Origin of the sequence: Streptomyces sp. NPDC053431, from assembly GCF_044544925.1 — a bacterium.
Classification (GTDB): Bacteria; Actinomycetota; Actinomycetes; order Streptomycetales; family Streptomycetaceae; genus Streptomyces.
In genome coordinates this window covers 45,487-67,698 of record NZ_JBITXX010000025.1, presented here as the reverse complement: position 1 = coordinate 67,698, position 22,212 = coordinate 45,487, and the positions used below count along the sequence as shown (strand labels likewise).

General features: G+C 73.7%; 20 protein-coding genes. 9 read left to right on the top strand and 11 right to left on the bottom strand.

From position 1 onward, the window contains the following. The first annotated feature begins 454 nt into the window (after positions 1 to 454). The gene (locus tag ACIGXE_RS34540) at positions 455 to 904 is read left to right on the top strand and encodes a PTS glucose transporter subunit IIA (protein WP_399753870.1); all 450 of its coding nucleotides are present in this window, start codon (positions 455 to 457) and stop codon (positions 902 to 904) included. 83 nt (positions 905 to 987) lie between these two features. Next, a complete protein-coding gene (gene ptsP, locus ACIGXE_RS34535; protein WP_399753877.1) occupies positions 988 to 2,658 on the top strand; it encodes a phosphoenolpyruvate--protein phosphotransferase in 1,671 nt (556 codons plus the stop codon). Between the two features lie 80 nt (positions 2,659 to 2,738). Here ptsP and ACIGXE_RS34530 read toward each other — a convergent pair whose 3' ends face one another. Both ACIGXE_RS34530 and ACIGXE_RS34525 read right to left on the bottom strand, forming a co-directional pair. Further along, positions 2,739 to 3,629: a hypothetical protein gene (locus tag ACIGXE_RS34530; protein ID WP_399753869.1), complete on the bottom strand. Its 891-nt coding sequence runs from the start codon at positions 3,627 to 3,629 to the stop codon at positions 2,739 to 2,741. Positions 3,630 to 3,651: 22 nt separating this feature from the next. Next, entirely contained in the window at positions 3,652 to 4,938 is a 1,287-nt protein-coding gene (locus tag ACIGXE_RS34525; RefSeq protein WP_399753868.1) for an MFS transporter, read from the bottom strand. A gap of 47 nt (positions 4,939 to 4,985) precedes the next feature. Here ACIGXE_RS34525 and ACIGXE_RS34520 point away from each other — a divergent pair, with 47 nt between their 5' ends. Then, positions 4,986 to 6,305 carry an aminotransferase class I/II-fold pyridoxal phosphate-dependent enzyme gene (locus ACIGXE_RS34520; RefSeq protein WP_399753867.1) on the top strand — a complete coding sequence of 440 codons (1,320 nt, stop codon included), beginning with the start codon at positions 4,986 to 4,988 and terminating at the stop codon, positions 6,303 to 6,305. 105 nt (positions 6,306 to 6,410) lie between these two features. Here ACIGXE_RS34520 and ACIGXE_RS34515 read toward each other — a convergent pair whose 3' ends face one another. Both ACIGXE_RS34515 and ACIGXE_RS34510 read right to left on the bottom strand, forming a co-directional pair. Continuing rightward, the gene (locus ACIGXE_RS34515; protein ID WP_399753866.1) at positions 6,411 to 7,529 is read right to left on the bottom strand and encodes a serine/threonine-protein kinase; all 1,119 of its coding nucleotides are present in this window, start codon (positions 7,527 to 7,529) and stop codon (positions 6,411 to 6,413) included. Positions 7,530 to 7,646: 117 nt separating this feature from the next. Then, positions 7,647 to 8,090, bottom strand: coding sequence for a hypothetical protein (locus tag ACIGXE_RS34510; RefSeq protein WP_399753864.1), 444 nt, complete (start codon positions 8,088 to 8,090; stop codon positions 7,647 to 7,649). Positions 8,091 to 8,195: 105 nt separating this feature from the next. Here ACIGXE_RS34510 and ACIGXE_RS34505 point away from each other — a divergent pair, with 105 nt between their 5' ends. Continuing rightward, complete coding sequence (locus ACIGXE_RS34505; RefSeq protein WP_399753861.1) at positions 8,196 to 8,780, top strand: DNA-binding protein; 585 nt, start codon at positions 8,196 to 8,198, stop codon at positions 8,778 to 8,780. 69 nt (positions 8,781 to 8,849) lie between these two features. Here the strand turns inward: ACIGXE_RS34505 and ACIGXE_RS34500 are convergent, their stop codons facing one another. Further along, on the bottom strand, positions 8,850 to 10,823 hold the full coding sequence (locus ACIGXE_RS34500; protein WP_399753859.1) for an acetoacetate--CoA ligase: 1,974 nt from the start codon (positions 10,821 to 10,823) through the stop codon (positions 8,850 to 8,852). Positions 10,824 to 11,038: 215 nt separating this feature from the next. Between ACIGXE_RS34500 and ACIGXE_RS34495 the strand changes: the two genes are divergently transcribed. Further along, positions 11,039 to 13,393, top strand: coding sequence for a glycoside hydrolase family 31 protein (locus ACIGXE_RS34495; protein ID WP_399753857.1), 2,355 nt, complete (start codon positions 11,039 to 11,041; stop codon positions 13,391 to 13,393). Here the strand turns inward: ACIGXE_RS34495 and ACIGXE_RS34490 are convergent. Beyond that, positions 13,384 to 13,956 (bottom strand): NUDIX domain-containing protein, encoded by a 573-nt coding sequence (locus tag ACIGXE_RS34490; RefSeq protein ID WP_399753856.1) that lies wholly within the window; start codon positions 13,954 to 13,956, stop codon positions 13,384 to 13,386. The two genes, ACIGXE_RS34495 and ACIGXE_RS34490, sit on opposite strands and share 10 nt — an antisense overlap. On the opposite strand from ACIGXE_RS34490, the gene ACIGXE_RS34485 reads away from it, so the two are divergent. From ACIGXE_RS34485 to ACIGXE_RS34475, 3 genes are all read left to right on the top strand, one after another. Further along, positions 13,955 to 14,791 (top strand): M15 family metallopeptidase, encoded by an 837-nt coding sequence (locus ACIGXE_RS34485; protein ID WP_399753855.1) that lies wholly within the window; start codon positions 13,955 to 13,957, stop codon positions 14,789 to 14,791. The two genes, ACIGXE_RS34490 and ACIGXE_RS34485, sit on opposite strands and share 2 nt — an antisense overlap. Before the next feature lie 68 nt (positions 14,792 to 14,859). After that, positions 14,860 to 15,333: a Zn-ribbon domain-containing OB-fold protein gene (locus ACIGXE_RS34480; RefSeq protein ID WP_399753853.1), complete on the top strand. Its 474-nt coding sequence runs from the start codon at positions 14,860 to 14,862 to the stop codon at positions 15,331 to 15,333. Further along, entirely contained in the window at positions 15,330 to 16,517 is a 1,188-nt protein-coding gene (locus ACIGXE_RS34475; RefSeq protein WP_399753851.1) for a lipid-transfer protein, read from the top strand. Before ACIGXE_RS34480 ends, ACIGXE_RS34475 begins: the two co-directional genes overlap by 4 nt. Positions 16,518 to 16,530: 13 nt before the next feature. Here ACIGXE_RS34475 and ACIGXE_RS34470 read toward each other — a convergent pair whose 3' ends face one another. From ACIGXE_RS34470 to ACIGXE_RS34450, 5 genes are all read right to left on the bottom strand, one after another. Continuing rightward, complete coding sequence (locus ACIGXE_RS34470) at positions 16,531 to 16,965, bottom strand: ester cyclase (RefSeq protein WP_399753849.1); 435 nt, start codon at positions 16,963 to 16,965, stop codon at positions 16,531 to 16,533. 108 nt (positions 16,966 to 17,073) lie between these two features. Beyond that, positions 17,074 to 17,685 carry a GTP-binding protein gene (locus tag ACIGXE_RS34465; RefSeq protein ID WP_399753847.1) on the bottom strand — a complete coding sequence of 204 codons (612 nt, stop codon included), beginning with the start codon at positions 17,683 to 17,685 and terminating at the stop codon, positions 17,074 to 17,076. Next, entirely contained in the window at positions 17,666 to 18,073 is a 408-nt protein-coding gene (locus ACIGXE_RS34460; RefSeq protein WP_365342744.1) for a DUF742 domain-containing protein, read from the bottom strand. The genes ACIGXE_RS34465 and ACIGXE_RS34460 overlap by 20 nt, the downstream gene beginning before the upstream one ends. Before the next feature lie 14 nt (positions 18,074 to 18,087). Next, positions 18,088 to 18,528 (bottom strand): roadblock/LC7 domain-containing protein, encoded by a 441-nt coding sequence (locus ACIGXE_RS34455; RefSeq protein WP_365332472.1) that lies wholly within the window; start codon positions 18,526 to 18,528, stop codon positions 18,088 to 18,090. Then, the gene (locus tag ACIGXE_RS34450) at positions 18,525 to 21,302 is read right to left on the bottom strand and encodes a nitrate- and nitrite sensing domain-containing protein (protein ID WP_399753845.1); all 2,778 of its coding nucleotides are present in this window, start codon (positions 21,300 to 21,302) and stop codon (positions 18,525 to 18,527) included. The genes ACIGXE_RS34455 and ACIGXE_RS34450 overlap by 4 nt, the downstream gene beginning before the upstream one ends. Before the next feature lie 438 nt (positions 21,303 to 21,740). Here ACIGXE_RS34450 and ACIGXE_RS34445 point away from each other — a divergent pair, with 438 nt between their 5' ends. After that, on the top strand, positions 21,741 to 22,100 hold the full coding sequence (locus ACIGXE_RS34445) for a hypothetical protein (protein WP_399753843.1): 360 nt from the start codon (positions 21,741 to 21,743) through the stop codon (positions 22,098 to 22,100). The last annotated feature ends 112 nt before the right edge of the window (positions 22,101 to 22,212 follow it).

The window sequence follows — 22,212 nt, the reverse complement described above, 5'->3', positions numbered from 1 at the left end:
TGTACTCACCCTCTCGGGCTTTCCTCCGGGCGCTTCCTTCGTTTCCGACTCTATCAGATCTTTCCGATCCGATTTCCTCGGTGCTTTCCGGTCCCGAATTCTTGGCTTTCGCCTTTCGGGCCCTTCCGGCGGGGTCAAACACTACCAGGCTTTTTCGCTCCCCCCGACCACGTCCTCCGGGTGCCGGGCACGCAGAGGTGTAGACCACTGGGGTTAGGATCTGGCTTGATAGGTGCTGCCGACCCACGACTCAACGTCGCGTTGGGGTCAGGCAGGAGTACGACAGTACATCCCTACGTCACTAGAGGCAAATCGTTGCCGGTAGTCCCTAGGTCCGCGAACCGGTACGTCTGGTGCGGAACCCGGACTTCCTATGACATAGGCTTCTGAACAGTACGCCGTCCAGGACAGGTAGTGACGGCGCCACACCATCTCCGCCCCTGGGAGGCTTCCCATGACAACCGTGACGTCGCCACTCGCTGGACGCGCCATCGGTCTCGCTGCTGTACCCGACCCCGTCTTCTCCGGCGCGATGGTCGGTCCCGGCACCGCCATCGACCCCGTGCGCGAGCCCTCCGAGGCCGTCTCGCCCGTGGACGGCGTCGTCGTCTCTCTCCACCCCCACGCGTTCGTCGTCGTCGACGGCGAGGGCCACGGTGTGCTGACCCACCTCGGGATCGACACCGTCCAGCTCAACGGTCAGGGCTTCGAGCTCCTCGTGAACAAGGGCGACACCGTGACGCGCGGACAGGCGGTCGTGCGCTGGAACCCGGCCGAGGTCGAGGAGGCCGGCAAGTCCCCCATCTGTCCGATCGTGGCGCTCGAGGCCACCGCGGACTCCCTCTCCGGAGTCCTCGACGACCAGGACGTGAAGGCCGGCGACACGCTCTTCTCCTGGAGCTGACCGCCGGCCCGTCCTTCATGACGGGCTCGAGTACGACATTCAACGCGGCGGCTCCGGCCGCCGCTCTATCGGAGACGGGTGAGATGGAGACAACGCTGCGAGGCGTCGGGGTCAGCCACGGGGTGGCGATCGGCGAGGTCCGGCACATGGGCACGGCGGTTCTCGAGCCGCCGGCGAAGCAGATTCCCGCCGACGAGGCGGAGCGCGAACAGGGGCGCGCCCGCCAGGCTGTGGAGGCTGTGGCCGCGGACCTGATCGCTCGGGGCAACCTGGCCGGTGGCGAGGCGCAGGCGGTGCTCGAGGCCCAGGCGATGATCGCCCAGGACCCGGAGCTGATCGCCGACGTCGATCGCCGGATCGCGGTGGGCAGCACGGCCGAGCGCGGCATCTACGACGCCTTCTCCCATTACCGGGAGCTGCTGGCGGGCGCCGGCGAGTACATGGCGGGCCGGGTGGCCGACCTGGACGACGTGCGGAACCGGATCGTGGCGCGGCTGCTCGGTGTGCCGATGCCGGGTGTGCCGGACAGCGACGAGCCGTACGTGCTGATCGCGCGGGACCTGGCGCCCGCCGACACGGCGCTGCTCGACCCGGGCCTGGTGCTCGGTTTCGTGACCGAGGAGGGCGGGCCGACCAGCCACAGCGCGATCCTCGCGCGGGCGCTGGGTGTGCCGGCCGTGGTCGCGCTGCCGGGTGCGGGCGAGCTGGCCGAGGGCACCGTGATCGCGGTGGACGGTTCCACGGGTGAGATCTTCGTGGACCCGAGCGAGGAGAAGAAGGCGGCGCTGACGAGGGCCGCCGAGGAGCGGAAGGCGGCGCTGTCCGCTTCCAGTGGTCCCGGGGCGACCTCGGACGGGCACAAGGTGCCGCTGCTGGCGAACGTGGGCGGTCCGGCGGACGTTCCGGCGGCTGTCGAGGCTGGTGCCGAGGGCGTGGGCCTGTTCCGTACCGAGTTCCTGTTCCTGGACGACAGCAAGCAGGCGCCGTCCGAGGAGAAGCAGGTCGAGGCGTACCGCAAGGTGCTCGAGGCGTTTCCCGAGGGCCGGGTGGTCGTGCGGGTGCTGGACGCGGGCGCGGACAAGCCGCTGGACTTCCTGACGCCGGCGGACGAGCCGAACCCGGCGCTGGGTGTGCGGGGTCTGCGGACGCTGCTCGACCATCCGGAGGTGCTGCGGACGCAGCTGGCGGCGCTGGCGAAGGCCGCCGAGGGTCTCCCGGTGTATCTGGAGGTCATGGCGCCGATGGTGGCCGACCGTACGGATGCGAAGGCGTTCGCCGACGCGTGCCGTGAGGCGGGGCTGCGGGCGAAGTTCGGCGCGATGGTGGAGATCCCGTCCGCCGCGCTCCGGGCGCGTTCGATCCTGCAGGAGGTCGAGTTCCTGTCGCTGGGCACGAACGACCTGGCGCAGTACACCTTCGCCGCCGACCGTCAGGTGGGTGCGGTGTCGCGGCTTCAGGATCCGTGGCAGCCGGCGCTGCTCGACCTGGTGGCGCTGTCGGCCGAGGCGGCCAAGGCCGAGGGGAAGAGCTGTGGCGTCTGTGGTGAGGCCGCGTCGGATCCGCTGCTGGCCTGTGTGCTGACGGGTCTGGGGGTGACCTCCCTGTCGATGGGTGCGGCGTCGATTCCGTATGTGCGGGCGACGCTGGCCAAGTACACGCTGGCGCAGTGCGAGCGCGCTGCCGCGGCGGCGCGTGCGGCGGACACGGCGCACGACGCGCGGATGGCGGCGCAGGCGGTGCTGTCCGGGGAGTGATTCCCGGCCGGCGGCCGTGGGCCGTGGTCGGTCAGGTGTCGAAGGGGCTTCCCGCCGTGTGGCGGGGAGCCCCTTCGGCGTCAGTGGGGGTGGGGGTCGTCGGGGCGGGGGAGGGGGAAGCCGGCGCGGTAGTCGACGTGGGATTCGGGGGCGATGGGTTCGCCGGTGCGGGCGTCGGTGCAGTAGGCGTCGAAGACCTCGGCCTCGGTGAGGGGGTGGAGGTGTCCGCCGTGGAGGCGCCAGCCGTGGAGGCGGTCGGGGGCGCCGGGGGTGGTGGTGCGCAGGACGAGGCCGCCGGGGGTGCCGAGGGCGAGGCCGGCGGCGAGGACGGTGACGAACTCGGCGCCTTCGGAGCTGTCGAGCCGGGCGGGTCCTGCGGTGTCGCGGGTGGTGTGGAGGGTGGCGAGGAGTTGTTCGCCGTCGGCGGGGACGCTGCAGACGAGGTGGTGGCTGCCGGGTCCGGCGGTGTCGAGGAGGCGCAGCAGGAGGTGGGAGGCGTGGTTGAAGGAGGCGTGGCCGATGTCCTGGCCGCAGTCCGCGCAGGTGCCGGCGTCGGCGAGCAGCATCGTGGCGTACTCCCAGGTGGCGCGGCGGACGGCGGTGTCGACGAGGGTGGGGAGGAGGGTGGTGAGGGGTTGTCCGGTGTAGGTGACGCGGGGGCCGGTGGCGGCGCGTTCGGCGGTGTAGCGGCCGCGGCTGGTGGGGTGGTCGGGGTCGAGGCCGGTGTCGGCGCAGTAGTCGGCGTAGTCCTCGGGGTCGAAGAGGGCGACGGTGGTGTGGCCGCCGTGGGCGGCGAGGGTCTTGAGGAGGTCCTCGACGTGGTGGAGGTATCGGCCGTGGTCGTCGAAGGCGAAGGTCTCGTACTGCCGCATGGCGGTGAAGTCCTCCTCGTCGGCGAGCAGGGCGACGGTGTCGGCGACTTCGCGGCGCAGGGCGCGGCGGAGTGTGGTGGTGGTGCGGTGCGTGGTCATGTCTCCCCCTGAGCGCTGTCGATCAGTGCTCACTCACCGTAACCGTGGGGACTGACAGTGAGGGCTGGGCGGGTGGGGTGGTGACGCGGCGGCGGGTCACGCGGTGCTGGGCGGCGCCGGCGACGACGAGGACGAGGCCGAGGAGGGGCCAGGCGAGGGGGCCGGCGCTCATGACACCGGTGACGAGGAGGGGTCCGGCGAAGCGCTGGGTGGAGTGGGCGAGGCCGTGGACGCCGAGGTAGGCGCCTTGGGCTTCGGCGGGGGCGAGGGCGACGGAGAGTTCCCAGGAGGCGGTGGCGTGGATGATCTCGGCGAAGGTGAGGGCGACGACGGCGACGACGAGGGCGCTGATGGCGAGGGTGCGTCCGCCGGCCGCGGAGGCGGCGAGGGCGAGGGTGCCGATGACGAAGAGGCCGGCGAGGGGGACGAGGAGGCGGCGGGCGGCCTGGGTGGTGGCGCCGTAGCGGGAGAGGGGGACCTGGAAGAGGACGACGAGGACGGTGTTGAGGACCAGGAGCAGCGGGGCGAGGCCGACGGGGGCGGCGGTGGCGTGGACGATCCAGAGGGGGACGGCGACCTGGAGGATCGTGTCGTCGAGGAAGAGGGCGGCCTCGGTGGCGGTGTAGGCGAGGAAGGTGCGGTCGCGCCAGGGGTTGGCGGGCCTGGCCTTGGGGGTGTCGGCGGCGGTGGCGGCGACGCGGGAGGGGGCGGGGGGTTCGGCGCAGCGCAGGGTGAGGGCGGCGATGACGAGGTAGGTGAGGACGTTGCCGACGAGGAGGAGGCCGTAGGCGCGGGTGCTGCCGGTGGCGAGGGCGGCGGCGGCGCCGAGGCCGCCGATGGACCAGCCGATGTTGACGGTGGTGCGCTGGATGGCCTGGTAGCGGACGCGGTCGGGGCCGGCGAGGCGGGCGGCGTAGAGCTTGACGAGGACGCTGCCGGCGCGGTCGGGGAGGGCGCCGAGGGCGGAGTAGAGGGTGAGGAGGAGGAAGTTGTCGGTGGTGAGGAGGGCGAGGAGGGCGGCGCCGCGCATGAGTTGGGCGCCGACGATGACGCGGACGAGGGGGAAGCGGTCGGCTAGGCGGCCGGCGAGGGGGGCGCCTGCGATGCCGACGCCGCCGGAGACGGTCATGAGGAGGCCGACCTGGCCGAGGCCGAGTCCGGAGACGTAGGTGAAGTAGAGGGCGGTGCAGCCGGCCCAGAGGCCGGTTCCTGTCTTGTCGATGATGCTGACGAGGAGCATGCGGTGGCCGTCACGGCCGCCGGGTATGCGGTCGAGAGCGGTGCGGTGCCAGGTGTGGGTGCGGCTCACTCGGTTCCCCCTTGACGCGAGTATTGTATTGATACATAGTTCAGTACGTGGCAACACAATATTCGATCAGTGGGGCGACGGCCAAGGGGATTGCCGCGTCCGTCGAGCGCGGCGTCACCGAGGGCGAGCTCGCGCCGGGCGACGCGCTGCCTCCCGTACGGCGGCTCGCCGACGAGCTGGGCGTCAGTCCCGGCACCGTCGCGACGGCATACAAGGAGCTGCGGCAGCGCGGCCTGGTGGTCACGCGCGGGCGGGGCGGCACGGTGGTGGCGGAGGCCCCGTCGGTGGCCTCCCGGCGACCGCCGCGGGTGCCGCCGGGGGTGACAGACCTGGCCACCGGCCTGCCGGACCCCGCCTTCCTGCCGGTGCTGCGGCCCCCCGCCGAGGTGCGCCCGGTGTACGGCTCGCACCGCGCCGCCCCGAGGCTGGCGGCGCTCGAGGAGCTGACGCGTGCCTGGTTCGCGCGGGACGGCGTGCCGGCGGAGCGGGTCACGTTCGCCCACGGGGCTCTCGACTGCATCGCCCGGCTGCTCTCCGTGGAGCTGCGACCCGGGGACGCCGTGGCCGTGGAGGACCCCGGCTTCCACCACCTCCTGGACCTCGTACCGGCCCTCGGCCTGCGCATGGTGCCGGTGACCGTGGACCGCGAGGGGATCGTCCCCGACTCCCTGCGGGCGGCGCTGCGCGCCGGGGTGCGGGCGGTGGTCTGCACTCCGCGCGCCCAGTGCCCCACCGGGGCGTCCTTCACCCCCGCCCGGCGGGACGAACTGGTGGCGCTGCTGCGGGAGTTCCCCGAGGTCCTGGTCGTCGAGGACGACTACAACGTCGAGTTCGCGGGCGCGGTGGCGCCCACCCTCAGCGCGGCGGGCCTGGAGCGCTGGGCCCAGGTGCGGACCGTCTCCAAGCGGTTGGGGGTCGATCTGCGGTGGGCCGCGGTCGCCGGTGATCCGGTGACCCTCGCGCGGCACGACGGGCGCATGGTGATGACGTCCGGGTGGGTCAGCCACATCCTGCAGGAGACGGTCGTCGGCCTGCTCTCCGATCCGGCGGTCACCCGGCTCGTGGCCGCCGGCGAGGCCGCGTACACGGAACGGCGGCGGGCGCTGGCCGCCGCGCTCGGCTCGTACGGCATCCGCTCCCTCGGGGAGAGCGGACTGAACGTGTGGGTGCCGGTGCGCGACGAGTCGGCGGTGGTGAACGGGCTGCGGACGCTCGGCTGGTGGGTGGCCGCGGGCGCGCGGTTCCGGATCGCCGCGCCCACGGCCGTACGGATCACGACGTCGACGCTCGTCCCCGCGGAGGCCGGGCGGCTGGCGGCGGACTTCGCGGCGGTGCTCGGCGACGCGCAGGCGACGTACGGCGGTTAGGGCCGGTCCGGCCCCGGATTCGCCGGTCGGGCCCGGGGCCGGCGCGGGCCGGGCCTGACCGGCCGGTCGGCCTGGCTGTGCTCGTCGGGCGAGCGGAGCTCGGCGTCAGTCCTCGGCCCTGATCGGGAGCCATTCGTAGCGCCGGGTGCCGGGGACATGGCCGCATTGCAGGATGTAGCCCTCGGGGCTGAAGGCGACGGCGAGGTCGCGGTCGCTCGCGCACGGGCCGAAGGGCGCGGGGCCCGCCGGGTCGGCGGGTCCGCGTTCCGCGTCGGCGGGAACGCTGCGGCTGGGCGTGGCCGGCGGGGTCGGCGCGCCACCCGGGCCGGACTCCCCCGGCCCGCCGCCCGTCAGGGCCGCCGCGGCGGCCGCCACGACGCCGCCCGCGAGGACCGCCGCGGTGGCGGCGAGCGTCCGCCACGGCAGGCGCCGCCGGTGCGGCGGCGCGTCGCCGAGCTGGTCGGGCACGAGGAAGGGCTCGTCGTCCCAGAGCACCGGCCAGCGCTCGGGTCCGAGGGTCCGGCGCGCGGCGGCGACGGCGTCCCGGGCGGCCGCGGCCGTGGGCCGCTGTTCGGGCCGCTCGGCGGTCATGACGGCGACGAGCTCGGCCGGGGCGCCGAGGTCGCGCAGAACGAGTCCGGCCGCGTAGACGTCCTGGGCCGGGGAGCTGTCCGCCCCGGCGCGGACCTCCGGGGCGAGATAGTCCGGGGTGCCGGCGACGAAGGCGGGCGCCGTCAGTCGCAGGTGGGGCAGGACGCGGGCCACGCCGAAATCGGCGAGGAAGGCGTGCGGACGTTCCGCGCCGGACGCGGCGAGGAGCACGTTCGACGGCTTGACGTCGCGGTGGACGAGGCCGTTGGCGTGCACGGCGGCGAGCGCGTCGAGGAGTTGTTCGGCGATCAGCAGCCCGACGGCGGGCGGGAGGGCGCCGTAGTCGGCGAGGAGGCCCGCGAGGGTGCCGCCACGGACCAGCGGCAGCACCAGCCAGGCCTCGCCGTCGCGGACGAACCAGTCCGCGGGGACGAGGACATGGGGGTGGCCGATCCGTACCGACTGCTCGCACACCAGCCTCAGCAGCGACTCGACGTCGGCGCCGCCGCAGACCTTCACGGCCACGTCCGCGCCGTCGCGCGTGTCCACCGCCCGCCAGACCGTGCCCTGCGCGCCACGCGCGACGGGCGCGACCAGCCGGTACCGGGCGGCGAGCATCCCCCCTGCCTCCATGCGCCGCAGCGTACCGGCGCGCTCCTCCTACGACGTCACAGCTGTCGCGTCGTCACAGCTGCGTCGTCACGGGAGCTGCGTCGTCACGGGAGCTGCGTCGTCACGGGAGCTGCGTCGTCACAGGCTGGCGACAGTGAGGAGCACGTCGTTGCCGGAGGTCGCGATGCTGACCGAGCTCTTGTCCGAGGTGGCGTTGAAGACGCCGGCGATGTCCACCACGGTGTAGCTCGCGCCTTCGAGGGCCTTGCGATAGGACGCGATGAGGCCCTTGGGGTCGTCCGAGCGGTACGTGAGCACGTACGCGCCCTTGTCGCCGGTCACGGACGTGAGCTTGCCGCCGTCCGGCAGGGGCAGGCCCGCCGGCAGGTCCTCGGGCGGCTTGACGTCGCCGGTGCTGTCGGGGGCCTCGGAGGGGGCGCCGGAGTCCGCCGCGCCCGGCGCGGCCGAGGTGGCGGCGGGCTTGTCGGAGCCGTTGGCGTCCGAGTCGGTCCCGCAGGCGGTGAGGCCGAGGCCGGCGAGCAGGACGACGGCGGCGAGCGAAGTGGCACGGTTCCAGGACATGGTGACATCCCGTCAGTCGGATGAGAGGTGGTCGTGCTTTCGACGGGAGATTGACACATGAAAACTTCTTTTGACAAGTGTCAATCGGGCTCCTACCGTGCAGGTATGGACCACGCCACGACGATGCGCAATCACGAGCTCCAGCGCCAGTGGTACGGAGCTCCGCTGGGCGAGCTGTGCCGGGACCTGTGCGGCCTGTTCGGAGTGACCCAGTCCGGGCTCGCCGAGATCCTCGGCGTCTCCCCCGCCATGCTGAGCCTCGTGATGCGCGGGCAGCGCGCCCGGATCGCGAACCCGGACGCCGCCGCGCGTCTGTCGGCGGTGCTCCACCTCGCCCACGAGGTGCGGTCGGGCGTCGTGCCGCCCGGGGCGGTGGCGGACGCCCTGGCGGCGATCCAGGCCAACCGCACACCCGGGCAGGAGTCGCTCGGCGCGGCCGTGACGCCGCCGTCCCCCGCCGGCGAGCCGGAGGGGGACGGTGATCTGCGTTTCGCACTGCGCCTGCGGGACCTGCTCAACGCGCGGGCCGGCGCCGTGGAGATCCTCGACGCGGCCGCGCTCCTCGAGGGCCGGCACCCGGGGCTCGCCGAGATCCTGCGCACGTGCGGCGCGGGGCGGACGGACGAGGCGGTGAGCCTGGTCCGCCGCCTCGCGGGCCACCCGGAGGACGGGCGCCGGCGATACCCCTAGGGCGGGCGTGTCCTCCGGAAAGCAGCGTCGTCTGCGCCCGCGAGCCGGACGGGACGTTCCGGACAGTCCCTAGGCCTTGCGCCGTTCCGCCGCCAGCTCCTCGTAGAAGTGCAGCAGGTCGAGGTTGTCGACCGAGCCCGGGTTGACGGCCTTGGCCATCGGAGTGCCCTGGAGGAGGCGCTTGACCGGGACCTCGATGCGCTTGCCGGTCAGGGTGTGCGGGACGCCCGGAACCTCGATGATGTCGTCGGGGACGTGGCGCGGGGAGAGCTCGCCGCGGATCGTGCTCTTGATGCGGCCGATCAGCTCCTCGTCGAGCGAGGCCCCCTCGGCCAGGTGCACGAAGAGCGGCATCCAGTAGCCGCCGTCCGGCTCCTCCAGGCCGATGACGAGCGACTCGCGGATCTCCGGGAGCCGTTCGACGGCCTCGTAGATGTCGGCGCTGCCCATACGGACGCCCTGCCGGTTCAGGGTGGAGTCGGAGCGGCCGTGGATGACGACCGAGCCGTGGTCGGTGATCGTGATCCAGTCGCCGTGCCGCCACACGCCGGGGAACATCTCGAAGTAGCTGTCGCGGTAGCGGCTGCCGTCCGGGTCGTTCCAGAAGCGGATCGGCATGGAGGGCATGGGGTTGGTGACGACGAGTTCGCCGACCTCGCCGACGAGCGGCTTGCCCGAGGGGTCCCAGGACTGCAGGTCGGTGCCGAGGCCGGCGGCCTGCAGCTCGCCGATGTGGACCGGGAGCGTGGGAACGGCGCCGGCGAAGCAGGAGCAGACGTCGGTGCCGCCGCTGACGGAGGCGATCCACAGGTCCTCGCGGACCTCGTCGTGCAGCCAGCGGAAGCCGTCCGGCGGCAGCGGGGAGCCGGTGGTGGCCACGCACTTCACGCGGGACAGGTCGAAGTCACGGCCGGGGTGGACGTCGGCCTTGGCGCAGGCCATGACGTACGCGGCGGAGGTGCCGTACAGGGTGGCGCCGGTGCGCTCGGCGACCCGCCACTGGGCGGCGGTGTCGGGGTAGCCGGGGCTGCCGTCGTACAGCACGACGGTGGTGCCGGTGAGCAGGCCGGAGACGAGGAAGTTCCACATCATCCAGCCGGTGGAGGTGTACCAGAAGAACACGTCCTCGGGGCCGAGGTCGCAGTGCAGGCCCAGCTGCTTGACGTGCTCGATCAGGATGCCGCCCTGGGACTGCACGATCGCCTTGGGCAGTCCGGTGGTGCCGGAGGAGTACAGCACCCACAGCGGGTGGGAGAACGGGACGTGCTCGAAGACCGGCTCGGTGTCGGCGGCGGTGAGCGCGGACCAGGCGAGGGCGCCGTCGGGGGTGGGCGTGCCGAGCAGCGGGATGTGCACGACGGCGCGCAGTGAGGGCAGCTCGGCGCGCAGCTCGGTGACGGTGTCGCGGCGGTCGTGCTCCTTGCCGCCGTAGCGGTAGCCGTCGACGGTGAACAGGACGACGGGTTCGACCTGCTGGAAGCGGTCGAGGACGCTGCGGGCGCCGAAGTCGGGGGCGCACGACGTCCAGACGGCGCCGACGGCGGCGGTCGCGAGGAGGGCGACGACGGCCTCGGGGATGTTGGGCAGGTAGCCGCTGACGCGGTCGCCGGGCCGGACGCCGAGGCCGCGGAGCTCGGCGGCGAGCGACCCGACCTGGCGGCGGAGTTCGGCCCAGGTGATCGGGGTCGGCTCATGTGTCTCGTCCACATGGAGCAGTGCCGTGTCGTGGGGGCGGTCCTCGGCGGCGCGCAGCGCGTGCTCGGCGTAGTTGAGGGTGGCGCCCGGGAACCAGTCGGCGCCCGGCATGGAGCGGTCCCCCAGGACGCGCTCGTACGGGGTGGCGAAGCGGAGGTCGAACCACTCGGCGACGGCCGCCCAGAAGGCTTCGAGGTTCTCGACGGACCAGCGGTGCAGGGCCTCGTAGCCGCCGTCGGCGGGGGCTCCGTGGCGCTCGGCCGCCCAGGCCTGGAAGCGGGTGACGGCGGCCGCGGCGATGCGGTCCGCGTCAGGCTGCCAAAGCGGCTCGGTCTGGGCTGATGTCATGGGTCGGCTCCCTGGCTGTACGCGGGGTCTGCGTGTGTCTCGCGCACGTGCTGGGGTGTGCGCGTGACGCGGCTGACAGGGACGATGCCATGTGATCCTCTTTCGCACCAGGGCTCCCCGCCCATGGTCGGGTAGCTGAATATGTGCTCCCACCACGGGTGAACGGCAGTTGAACGCCGCCCGCCGCGCCCTGCCCGAATGGCAGGGTGACCCGCATGGACGGTCGTGAGCTGGTGCGCTCGGTGAAGGAGCTGGGTTCGGTGCAGGGACTGCGGGCGGTGCGGGCGGCGTGGCGGCACGGCCGTGCCGACGCCCGGGCGCTGCCGCCGAGAGGGGCGGAGCGGGCCCGGGTGCCGGGTCCGGTGGACACCGCGGAACCGCTGCCGGGCGGAGGAATCATCCGTTTCGCCCGTTCCGAGCTGCGGATCTCGGTGTCGGCGGGCGGCACCGTGTTCTGGGGCTGGGACGGCGCCGGGCCCCTGCCCTCGTACGCGCTGGCCGGCGACCCGCCCGAGCCCGACCCGCGGGCCGTCCTGGAGCCGGACACGGACGGCGGCTGGCGGGTGGTGTCGGAACGGGTGACGGTCGCGGTGTCCCGGAACGGGGCGGTGGAGGTGCGCACCCCGGGCGGTGTGGTGCTGCGCCGGGACCTGCCGCCGCGCTGGTGGGAGCCGGTACGGGGCGGGCCGGCGCGCTGGGTGCAGCGCAGCGAGGTGCCGGCGGACGCCCGGTTCTTCGGTCTGGGCGGACGCTCCTCGGGTCCACGGCTGCGGGACGGGACGTACCGGCTGTGGAACACCGACCCCAAGGGGCACTTCGCCCCGGGCGACGACCCGCTGTACATCACCATGCCCGTGCAGCTGGTGGTGGCGGACGCGGGGACGCATCTGGCCTTCCACGACAACTCCTGGGACGGGCGGGTCGTGCTCGCCGAGGGCGAGGAGGGCGCCGGGTCGGGGCACGACCGGCCGGGGACCAGCGAGGTGCGGATGGACGGCGGTCCGCTGCGCTGCTGGGTGGTGGTCGGCACTCCCGCGCGCGTGCTGCACGGCTGGGCGGCGCTGACCGGCGCGCCCGCGCTGCCGCCGGCGTGGGCCCTGGGGCCGCAGCACGCGCGCTGGGGCTTCGGCAGCGAGCGGGAGGTGCGGCGGGTGGTGGACGGCTACCGGGACCGGGGGCTGCCGCTGTCGGTGCTGCATCTGGACATCGACCACTACGACGGGCACCGGGTGTTCACCGTGGACCGGGAGCGGTTCCCGGACCTGCCGGGGCTCGCGACGGAGCTGCGCGAGCGCGGGGTGCGGCTGGTGTCGATCGTGGATCCGGCGGTGAAGGCGGAGCCGGGCGGCGAGATGTACGAGGGCGGGCGGGCCGTGGGCGCGTTCGTGCGGGACGACCGGGGCGAGGAGGTGCGCGGGGTGGTGTGGCCCGGGGAGTGCGTCTATCCGGACTTCACCGACCCGCGGACGCGGACCTGGTGGGGCACGCTGTACGAGGAGCGGCTGAAGCAGGGCTTCTCCGGGGTGTGGCACGACATGAACGAGCCGGTCTCCTTCGCCCCGTTCGGCGACCCGACGCTGCCCCGCTCGGCCCGGCACAGCCTGGAGGGCCGCGGCGGGGACCACCGCGAGGCGCACAACGTGTACGGGCTGACGATGGCCCGGGCAGGGTACGAGGGCCTGCTCGCGCTGCGGCCGGAGGAGCGGCCGTTCCTGTTCTCGCGGTCCGGCTGGGCGGGGATGCAGCGGTACGGCGGGACCTGGTCCGGCGACGTGTCCACGGGGTGGCCGGGGCTGCGGGCCTCGCTGGCCCTGGTGCTCGGGCTGGGCCTGTGCGGTGTGCCGTACTCGGGGCCCGACGTGGGCGGTTTCGACGGGAGCCCGTCGCCGGAGCTGTTCCTGCGCTGGTACCAGCTCGGTGCCTGGCTGCCGCTGTTCCGTACGCACGCGGCGATCGACGCGGGGCGCCGCGAGCCGTGGGAGTTCGGGCCGGAGGTCCTGGCGCACGCGCGCGTGGCGCTGGCCGAACGGGAGCGGCTGCGACCGTACTTCGTGACCCTGTCGCGGCTCGCGCGGATGACGGGGGCGCCCTATGTGCGCCCGGTGTGGTGGGGGACGCCGGAGGACCGGGCGCTGCGCGACTGCGAGGACGCCTTCCTGCTCGGCGACTCGCTCCTGGTGGCGCCGGTGCTCACCCGAGGCACGGACCGGCGGGCCGTGCGACTGCCGCGCGGGCGCTGGTACGACACGGCGACCGGGCAGCCGTACGAGGGTCCGGGGCAGGTGCTCCTCGACGCGCCGCTGTCCCGGGTGCCGGTGCTCGCCCGGGCGGGCGCGGTGATCCCGGTGCGGGGCGACGCGGACGGGGAGCCCGCCCTGGAGGTGTGGGCGCCGGCAGCGGGGCGGACGGGCGGCGGTCTGGTGGTGCGCGACACCGGGGACGGCTGGGAGCCGGCGGAGATCGAGCGCTACCAGTCGCGCCTGGTGGACGGCCGGGTCGTGGTGGAGCGGGTCACGGACGAGGGGGCGACGGAGCCGGACCTGCCGGTGCGGGTGCGGGGTCAGGTGTAGGCGCCCGCGAAGAACCGGCGTACCGCCTCCGTGTGCAGCGGGAAGGCCAGTTCCTCGGGGCCGCGCAGCAGGTGGTGGCCGGTCGTCTCGTTCGTGGCGGTCGGGGGCGGCAGGGCGGCGGCCGGGCGCGGCGGGAGGAGGCCGAAGAGCAGGAGGTGGCCGGCCGGCGAGCTGAGGGCGTCGGCGAGCCGTACGGCGCCGGCGGCCGCCTCGATGCCGGTCTCCTCGCGCAGTTCGCGGACCACGGCCTCCTGCCAGTCCTCGCCGAAGTCGATGAAGCCGCCGGGCAGGGCGACCCGGCCGGACTGCGGCGGGATGGTGCGGGTGATGACGACGAGCGCGGTGCCGTGGGCATCGGTGACGGGCAGGAGCGCGACGGCGACCGGGAGCGGGTTGCGGTACGCGGTGGCGCCGCAGGCGGGGCAGCCGCGGGGCCAGCCGGCGTCGGCCGGGTAGCGGGTGCCGCAGGAGGAGCAGTGGGAGTGCGATGAGGAGTCGGTCACGGACCGACCGTATGCGATCACCCTTTCCCGGCGCTGCCGTACCTGATAGACGGTCACCATGACAGGACTGAAGCGACTGACAGGACTCGCCTCCGCTCTCCGTGCGTTCGGCGCGCTCGCCGCGGCCGGCCTGCTCGCCGCCACGGCGGTCACCGGCACCGCCTCCCCGGCCGGTGCCGCCCCGGAGCCGAAGGCGCCGCGGGAGTTCGTGGCGCTCGACCGGGTGGACCGGACGATCCTTCAGGAGATGCGCTACACCACGGAGCACAACTTCGTGGGCGAGCGGATCGACGGGTACCGCCGGCCGGTGTGCATCCTGACCCGGCCGGCCGCCGAGGCGCTGCACCGGGCCCAGGTGAGGCTGCTGGCCCGGGGTTACACGCTGAAGGTGTACGACTGCTACCGGCCGCAGCGGGCGGTGGACCACTTCGTGCGCTGGGCGAAGGACCTGGACGACGAGCGGATGAAGAAGGAGTTCTATCCGCTGGTCGACAAGTCACGGTTGTTCGCGGACGGTTACATCGCGGAGAAGTCCGGGCACAGCCGGGGCTCGACGCTCGACGTGACGATCGTGCGGCTGCCCGCCCTGCCGACCCGCCGCTATGTGCCGGGCGAGCCGCAGGTGGAGTGCTTCAAGCCGCGGGCGGAGCGCTTCCCGGACAACTCCGTCGACATGGGCACGGGTTTCGACTGCTTCGACACGCTCTCGCACACCGACGACCCGCGGATCACGGGTGAGCAGCGGGCGAACCGGGATCTGCTGCGGAGCGCGCTCGCCGAGCAGGGCTTCGTCAACCTGCCCGAGGAGTGGTGGCACTTCACCTTCAAGCCGGAGCCGTTCCCGGCCACGTACTTCGACTTCCCGGTGGCGCGGAGTTCGGTGGCGGGGTGCTGACGTCTTCCGCCGCCCGGCGGCCCGTGCCAGACTCCTGACGCATCGTCAGATCACGGGAGGGGCGACGGATGGCACGGACGCGCAGGCCGGTGGTGGCCGGCTGGTTCACCGAGCGCACCGACGGAACGGTCCCCGACGGGGAGTTCCGGCTCCTGGGGACCCGCTGCACGGCCTGCGCGGCGGTCTTCTTCCCCCGCGAGGACGACTGGTGCCGCAATCCGCACTGCCCCGGCGGGGGCGAGCTGGCCGAGACGCCGCTGTCCCGGCGGGGCACGGTCTGGTCGTACACCGACGGCCGCTACCGGCCGCCCGCGCCGTACGTCTCCGACCCCGACGCGCCCTGGGAGCCGTACACGCTCGTCGCGGTGGAGCTGGCCGCCGAGGCGATGGTGGTGCTCGGCCAGGCCGCGCCGGGGGTGCGGACGGCCGATCTCAGGGTCGGCGCGGAGGTGGAGCTGGTGCCGGGCGTGCTCAACGAGGACGCGGAGCACGTCTGGACCACCTGGCACTGGCGGCCGGTCGCGGAAGGGGACGGGGCATGACCGACATCGCCGTCCTCGGCGCCGGGATGCACCCGTGGGGCAAGTGGGGCCGCTCGTTCGTCTCCTACGGCACCGCGGCCGCCCGGGCCGCGCTCGCCGACGCGGGGCTCGACTGGCCGGACGTGGAGTCGGTCGTCGGCGCGGACACCGTGCGCGGCGGCTATCCCGGCTACGTGGCCGGCGCCACCTTCGCCCAGGCGCTCGGCTGGCAGGGCGCCCGGGTCACCAGCGTCTACGCAGCCTGCGCCTCGGGCGCGCAGGCCATCGGCACCGCCCGGGCGCAGATCCTCGCCGGTCTCGCCGACGTGGTCCTCGTGGTGGGCGCGGACGCGGCGCCGAAGGGCTTCTTCGCCCCGGCGGGCGGCGACCGCCCCGACGACCCGGACTGGCTGCGCTTCCGGGTGCTCGGGGCGACCAACCCGGCCTACTTCGCGCTCTACGCCCGCCGCCGGATGGCCCTCTACGGGGACACGCCCGAGGACTTCGCCCAGGTGAAGGTGAAGAACGCGGCGGCCGGCGCGCTCAATCCGCTGGCCCGCTACCGCAAGCCGGTGACCGCGGCGGAGGTGGCGGCCTCCGCCGTCGTCGCCGACCCGCTGCGGCTGCTCGACATCTGCGCGACCTCCGACGGGGGCGCGGCGCTCGTCCTGTCGAGCATGGACTTCGCCCGCCGGCACGGGCGCCCGGACCCGGTCCGGATCCGGGCGGTGTCCACGGTCACCCCGACCTATCCCAAGGCGGTCCTGGACCTGCCCGACCTCGCGACGGACTCGGCCGCCGCCGTCTCCCCCGCGCCGTACACCTTCCGGGCCTCGATCGCCCGGGCCGCCTACGAGGAGGCCGGCCTCGGCCCGCGGGACCTGTCGCTGGCCGAGGTGTACGACCTGTCCACGGCCCTGGAACTGGAGTGGTACGAGGACATCGGGCTGTGCGGGCAGGGGGAGGGCGCCAAGCTGGTACGAGACGGGGTGACCGCGCTGGGCGGGCGCGTCCCGGTCAACGCGAGCGGCGGTCTCGCCTCGTTCGGGGAGGCCGTGCCGGCGCAGGCCATCGCGCAGGTCTGCGAGCTGACCTGGCAGCTGCGGGGCACCGCCGGCGACCGGCAGGTGCCGGGCGCGCGGGCCGGGATCACCGCCAACCAGGGCCTGTTCGGCCATGGTTCGGCGGTGGTGGCGGTCCGCTGACCCGGGGGCCGCGTCAGGACGGGAGCGCACCGAGCTGACGCAGCTGCGCGAGGACGTCGACGACGCCCCGGATCTCGACGATCCGGCCCTCGGCGAAGCGGAGGACGAAGATCTCGCTGTAGCGGACGGTCCTCCCGGTGGGCGCCAGGCCCTGGTACTCGCCCAGGTGGGTGCCCGTCACCGTGTTCCTTGAGACGATCTTGTCGCCCTCCGCGATCGTCTCCTCGACGGCGACGTGGATGTCGGGATAGGCGCGCAGCAGCACCTCCCACACCCGCTTCATGGCCTCCGCGCCCGTGCCGCCCATCGGTACGGGCGCGTGGAAGAGCACGTCGGGTGCGACGAGCTCGTCGACCGCCTTCGCGACGGCGGCGGGGTCGCCGCTGTTCGTGGCCGCGTGGAACCGTTCGAGCGTCGCCCTGTTCCTGGTCGCCTCGGCTGTCGACATGCCGTCTCTCCTCTGCTCCGTGCGTACGGGGTCTCAGCAAGGAGGACGAGACGGCGGCCGGGATCGTGACACGGCGCCCCGACCGCGGAGGCGGGCCGCCCCGGCCGCTCAGGTGGCGACGGGGGCCGACCGCTTGTCGGCGAGGACCAGGGCGTGCTCGACGACGGCCACGAGCACGTTCTTGACGGACTCGCGGTCGCGGGCGTCGCACAGGAGCAGTTCGACCTCGGGGTCGAGGTCGAGCGCGCCCCGGACGGTCTCGGGCGGGTAGCGGCGGGCGCCCTCGAAGCAGTTGACGGCGACCGTGAAGGGGATGCCGCGCCGCTCGAAGTAGTCGATGGCGGCGAAGCTGTCCTCCAGGCGCCGGGTGTCGGCGAGCACGACCGCACCGAGGGCGCCCTGCGCGAGCTCGTCCCACAGGAACCAGAAGCGGTCCTGGCCGGGGGTGCCGAAGAGGTACAGGACGAGGTCCTCGCGGAGCGTGATCCGGCCGAAGTCCATGGCGACCGTGGTGGTCGACTTGGTCTCGACGCCGTGCAGGTCGTCGACCGGCCGGCCGGCCTCGCTCAGGATCTCCTCCGTCCGCAGCGGTCTGATCTCGCTCACCGCGCCCACCAGCGTGGTCTTGCCGACCCCGAAGCCCCCCGCGACGAGGATCTTCAGGGTCACCGGCTCGACCGGCGGCCGCTTGCGGCTGGAGCTAGAGCGCCCGAAGGCCATTGATCACCTCGCGAAGGATGCTCACGTCCGGCAGCTCGGCCGGCGGAACGGGGCGGGTCACGTGCACGAGCTCGTCGTCCACGAGGTCGCCGACGAGGACCCGTACCACCCCGACGGGGAGGTCGAGTCCCGCGGCGAGTTCGGCGATCGACTGCGGCTGCTCGGAGCAGCGTTCGACGATCTCCACGTGCTCGGGGGACAGCGTCTGGTCGCGGCCGGGGTCGTCGGCGGCCGGTTCGGGCACCACCACGGCGATCAGGTCGAGCCGGTGGCGGGTCGCGGCGCTGGTACGGCCGCGGGTCATCGCGTAGGGGCGGACCACCGGGCCCGCCTCGTCGTCGAACCAGTGGCCGACCGCGTCCTCGTGGGACTGGTCTGCGTCGGTCATGCCGTCCCCCCTGTTCATCCTCCGTTGGGCAGCCCGGTCCTGGGCGCCGTGGCGAGATGCGCTCCGACCCGCTTGACCATGAGGGTCATCTCATACGCGACCTGGCCGACGTCCGAGTCGGCGTCGGCGAGCACGGCCAGGCAGCTGCCGTCGCCGGCGGCCGTGACGAAGAGGAAGGCGTCCTCCAGCTCGACCACGGTCTGCCGGACCCTGCCCGCCTCGAAGTGCCGGCCCACGCCCTTGGCGAGGCTGTGAAAACCGGAGGCGACGGCGGCGAGGTGCTCGCCGTCCTCACGCGAGAGGTCCTGCGAGGCGCCGGTGGGCAGGCCGTCGCTGGAGAGCACCAGGGCCTTGCGGATGGAGCCGACGCGCTGGACCAGTTCGTCGAGGAGCCAGTTCAGCTCCCCGTTGCCGTGGGCGGAGCTGTGGGTTGCTGCGGCGTTCGGTGCGGTCATCGACCGTCCCCCTCGGGTGTCGTTCCAGGTGCTGTCGTTTCGGCGTTCTGCCGCCGGCCGCGCTGCCAGCCGCGCTGCATGGACGCCATGCGGCTGCGCACCTCCTCGGCGTCGCGCTCGAAGGCGTCGGACTCGGTGGCAGGGGATCCGCCCGTGGCGGCGGGCCTGTCGTCGGCGCGCCCGTCGGTGGCGCGCAGCTGCGGTGCGAGGCTGGCCTGCCGGACGCGCCGGGGCAGCCCGCCGAACGGGGCCGGGCCCTCCGGCGGAACGGGGACGAGGGTGGGGCCGGGCCGCACCCGGGCCAGCTCCATCGTGTCGTCGGCGCCGGAGCCGCCGGCCCCCGCGGCGGACGGGGAGTCGGCCCGGAAGCCGGTCCGGGCATCCGGCCGGGCACCGCCACGGGCGCCGTTGCGGGGTTCGGGGCGGGAACCGTCGCGGGACTCGTCCTCGGACGGGCCGCCGGCCGGGTGGGCACGGCCCGCGTCGTCGACGCGCCGGCCGTGGTCGACGACGAGCGTCGGCGGGCGGCGGCGCGGCAGCGGGACCGGGGCGGCGGGCGTGTCGTCGTCCCCGAGGCCGCCCGAGCGGTCGGGGGCCTGCTGGTGCTGGTCGCCACGGCGGCGGTGCTCGCGGGCCCGGAACAGGCCGCCGCGCTCGCTCTCGGTGTCGAGCAGGTCGGCCGCACCGCTCAGGAGGTCGTCGAAGCCGTCGCCGAGCGGGGCCTCGAGCTCGACGGGGCCGTCGAGGCCGGCGTCGCGCACCTGGGTGAGGGCGGGGCGGCGGCCGGGCAGCCCCTCGGCTCCTGGGACGCCCTTGCGGTCGGCGTCCTTGCGGTCGAGGTTCTTGCGGTCGAGGCGGAAGCCCGCGCCCTGGGTCTCGGGCGCGTCGGTGAGCAGCGCGGCCGGGATGAAGACGACCGCCGTGGTGCCCCCGTACGGCGAGGGCTGCAGCGAGACGCGGACGTTCTGCCGCTGGGCGAGGCGGCTGACCACGAACAGGCCGAGGCGGTCGGTGTCGGAGAGCTCGAACTCGGGCGTCTCGGCGAGCCGGAGGTTGGCGTCGAGCAGGGCGTCGGGGTTCATGCCGAGGCCGCGGTCGTGGATCTCCAGGGTGAAGCCGTTGGCGACCCGCTCGCCGAGCACCTGGACGGCCGTGTGCGGGGGCGAGAACACGGTGGCGTTCTCGAGGAGTTCGGCGATGAGGTGGGTGAGGTCGGCGACGGCGGGGCCGCCGACGCCGAGCCGGGGCAGCCGGCGGACCTCGATGCGCTCGTAGTCCTCCACCTCGGCGACGGCGGCGCGGACGACGTCCATGAGCTGGACGGGCTTGCGCCACTGGCGGGAGGGGGCGGCGCCGGAGAGGATCACGAGGCCCTCGGCGTGGCGGCGCATGCGGGTGGTGAGGTGGTCGAGCCGGAAGAGGTCGGCGAGCTCGTCGGTGTCCTCGGTGCGCCGCTCCATGGTGTCGAGGAGGGTGAGCTGGCGGTGCAGCAGGACCTGGTTGCGGCGGGCGAGGTTGACGAAGACCTCGGCGACGCCGCGGCGCATGTCGGCCTGCTTGACGGCGGCTTCGACGGCGGCGCGCTGGAGGGTGTTGAGGGCCTGGCCGACCTGGCCGACCTCGTCGTCCTCGTAGCGGAGGTGGGGCACCTCGGTCTCGACGTCGACGTGCTCACCGGCGGCGAGGCGGCGCATGACGCTGGGCAGGCGGACGCCGGAGACCTCCTGGGCCTCCTTGCGCAGCCGGCGCAGGTCGCGCACGAGCTCGCGGCCGATGCGGACGGAGACGATCACGGAGACGAGGAGGGCGACGAAGCCGAGGACGCCGGCGACGCCGGCCTTGAGCAGCACGCTGTACGCGGCGGGCTGGACGCGCTCCTGGTAGCGGTCGCCGGCCGCGGTGTTCTCGCGGGCGAGCTCGTCGAGGACGGGGCTCGCCTGCTCCTGCCAGCGCTCGGCGGTGACGGCGCGGGGCCGCTCGGTGGCGCCCGCGGCGAGGAGCGCCTCCTCGGACCTGCGCAGGGGTGCGGTCTCGGCGCCGGCCCAGTACTTCTCGAAGCGGTCGCGTTCGCTGCGGGGCAGGATCTCCAGGTTGGCCTCGTAGTAGACCTTGCGGCCCGCGGCGAGGTCGCCGACGGCGCGGATCTCCTCGGCGGTGACGCGCTCGGCGAGGAGGGCGGAGACGACGAGGGCGTCCTCGCGGGAGAGGAGTTCGCGGGCGCGGGTGACGCCGACGAGCGCGCGGCCCTGCTTGTCCATCTCGACGTTCTCCAGCGCGTGGAGGCTCAGCAGGAAGCCGTAGCAGGGGTCCACGAGGCGGTTGTAGAAGTCGAGGGCCTGCATGCGGCCGATGCTGCGGGTCTCGACGGAACGGCGCAGCGAGGAGAGGTCGTCGAGGGCGTCGAGGAGGCTGCTGAGCCGCTGGGCGGTGACGGGGTTCATGTCGCCGCGGACGCCGGGCTCTGCGGCGTTGCGCCGGATCAGCGCGATCTGCCGGTCGGTGGCCTCGCGTTGCTCGCGCAGCCTGGGCAGGGCCTCGACGGCGCGGGGGTCGGCGAGGTAGACGAGGGACTGGCGGCGTTCCTTCTGGATGACGCGCGCGGTGTCCTCGATGGGGTAGCCGATCTTCTCGACGATGTAGCCCACGTCGAGGAGTTGCCGCGCCTCGCGGCCGGTGAGGACCGTGGCGAAACCCCACAGGCCGGTGAGCGAGACGAGCGGCACGAGGAGCAACGCCACGATCTTCCTGCGGATGGACTTCCCGCGAAAGCGCATGGCCTCCCCCAGCTCGGCCCCCGCCGGCACGGAGGTCTCTCATGTCGGCACGCCTCGGCGTCAACACGAAGCGTCAATCTTCATCTTCAACAAACGGCGGCGCGAGCCTACTACTGCATCACAGCCATCTCGAAGACGCGTCCGGGCGATTTTCAGCCGGTCGAGTGAGTGTTGATCATGAGATGTCCCGGTATTCGGGGAGTTGGGTTCCGGCAGTGTGGCGTAGGACACCTGACTGGGCGGCACTTCGCGCCCTCGAACCGGTGACGGACAGATGGCTGGAACTGTTCGTTCCGCTCGCGGCCGGGAGGCGCCCCGGCGAAACCTTTTCCCTCCGTCATGCGTCATTCTGTACCGGGGAGGGTTGTGTCCGCGTAAAGCGGCGCAAGACGGGCAGCAGCCACCCTGAAGACGTCGGTGGTGGGGAGAGACAGCGCGATGGGACACGAGGCGCGACCGGTGCGGCAGTTGTGGGTGGAGGACGAGAAGGGCCGGCGACGGGTGCCCGACCCGGTGCGCAGGGCGGCCGTGCGGGCCCTGCTGCTCATCTCGGTGACGCTGATTCAGGCGATGGTCGCCTTCTTCTGTTCGGTCACCGGGTCGTGGCTGGCGTTCCCGGTCACCGTCACGGCGGTGGCGAGCACCGTGGTGGCGACCTGGAGCGTGCTCGACGTGTGGATCACCCGCCAGGTGTGGCGGCAGCGCAACGGGGTCGTGTCGGAGCCGAGCAGCGCGGCCCGCGGGCCGCGCCGCGAGAAGCACCGGGAGGACCGGAGGCCGGTCACGGAAGCCGCCTGAGCGATCGTCACGAAGGGCGTGGGCCCGGTCCCCCCCGGGGGCCCCGGGCCCACCCCCTAGTCATGCCACCGTGCAGCGGGCCACAATCACGCCCCCACACACCCCGGCGGGG

What these genes read in the sequence shown, in the direction of transcription:
- ACIGXE_RS34475 (WP_399753851.1), top strand. Translation starts at nt 15,330, where the DNA reads ATGACCGACATCGCCGTCCTCGGCGCCGGGATGCACCCGTGGGGCAAG.
- ACIGXE_RS34480 (WP_399753853.1), top strand. Translation starts at nt 14,860, where the DNA reads ATGGCACGGACGCGCAGGCCGGTGGTGGCCGGCTGGTTCACCGAGCGC.
- ACIGXE_RS34445 (WP_399753843.1), top strand. Translation starts at nt 21,741, where the DNA reads ATGGGACACGAGGCGCGACCGGTGCGGCAGTTGTGGGTGGAGGACGAG.
- ACIGXE_RS34485 (WP_399753855.1), top strand. Translation starts at nt 13,955, where the DNA reads ATGACAGGACTGAAGCGACTGACAGGACTCGCCTCCGCTCTCCGTGCG.
- ACIGXE_RS34505 (WP_399753861.1), top strand. Translation starts at nt 8,196, where the DNA reads ATGGACCACGCCACGACGATGCGCAATCACGAGCTCCAGCGCCAGTGG.
- ACIGXE_RS34515 (WP_399753866.1), bottom strand. Translation starts at nt 7,529, where the DNA reads ATGGAGGCAGGGGGGATGCTCGCCGCCCGGTACCGGCTGGTCGCGCCC.
- ACIGXE_RS34470 (WP_399753849.1), bottom strand. Translation starts at nt 16,965, where the DNA reads ATGTCGACAGCCGAGGCGACCAGGAACAGGGCGACGCTCGAACGGTTC.
- ACIGXE_RS34495 (WP_399753857.1), top strand. Translation starts at nt 11,039, where the DNA reads ATGGACGGTCGTGAGCTGGTGCGCTCGGTGAAGGAGCTGGGTTCGGTG.
- ACIGXE_RS34510 (WP_399753864.1), bottom strand. Translation starts at nt 8,090, where the DNA reads ATGTCCTGGAACCGTGCCACTTCGCTCGCCGCCGTCGTCCTGCTCGCC.
- ACIGXE_RS34465 (WP_399753847.1), bottom strand. Translation starts at nt 17,685, where the DNA reads ATGGCCTTCGGGCGCTCTAGCTCCAGCCGCAAGCGGCCGCCGGTCGAG.
- ACIGXE_RS34460 (WP_365342744.1), bottom strand. Translation starts at nt 18,073, where the DNA reads ATGACCGACGCAGACCAGTCCCACGAGGACGCGGTCGGCCACTGGTTC.
- ACIGXE_RS34490 (WP_399753856.1), bottom strand. Translation starts at nt 13,956, where the DNA reads ATGGTGACCGTCTATCAGGTACGGCAGCGCCGGGAAAGGGTGATCGCA.
- ptsP (WP_399753877.1), top strand. Translation starts at nt 988, where the DNA reads ATGGAGACAACGCTGCGAGGCGTCGGGGTCAGCCACGGGGTGGCGATC.
- ACIGXE_RS34455 (WP_365332472.1), bottom strand. Translation starts at nt 18,528, where the DNA reads ATGACCGCACCGAACGCCGCAGCAACCCACAGCTCCGCCCACGGCAAC.
- ACIGXE_RS34540 (WP_399753870.1), top strand. Translation starts at nt 455, where the DNA reads ATGACAACCGTGACGTCGCCACTCGCTGGACGCGCCATCGGTCTCGCT.
- ACIGXE_RS34450 (WP_399753845.1), bottom strand. Translation starts at nt 21,302, where the DNA reads ATGCGCTTTCGCGGGAAGTCCATCCGCAGGAAGATCGTGGCGTTGCTC.
- ACIGXE_RS34500 (WP_399753859.1), bottom strand. Translation starts at nt 10,823, where the DNA reads ATGACATCAGCCCAGACCGAGCCGCTTTGGCAGCCTGACGCGGACCGC.
- ACIGXE_RS34530 (WP_399753869.1), bottom strand. Translation starts at nt 3,629, where the DNA reads ATGACCACGCACCGCACCACCACCACACTCCGCCGCGCCCTGCGCCGC.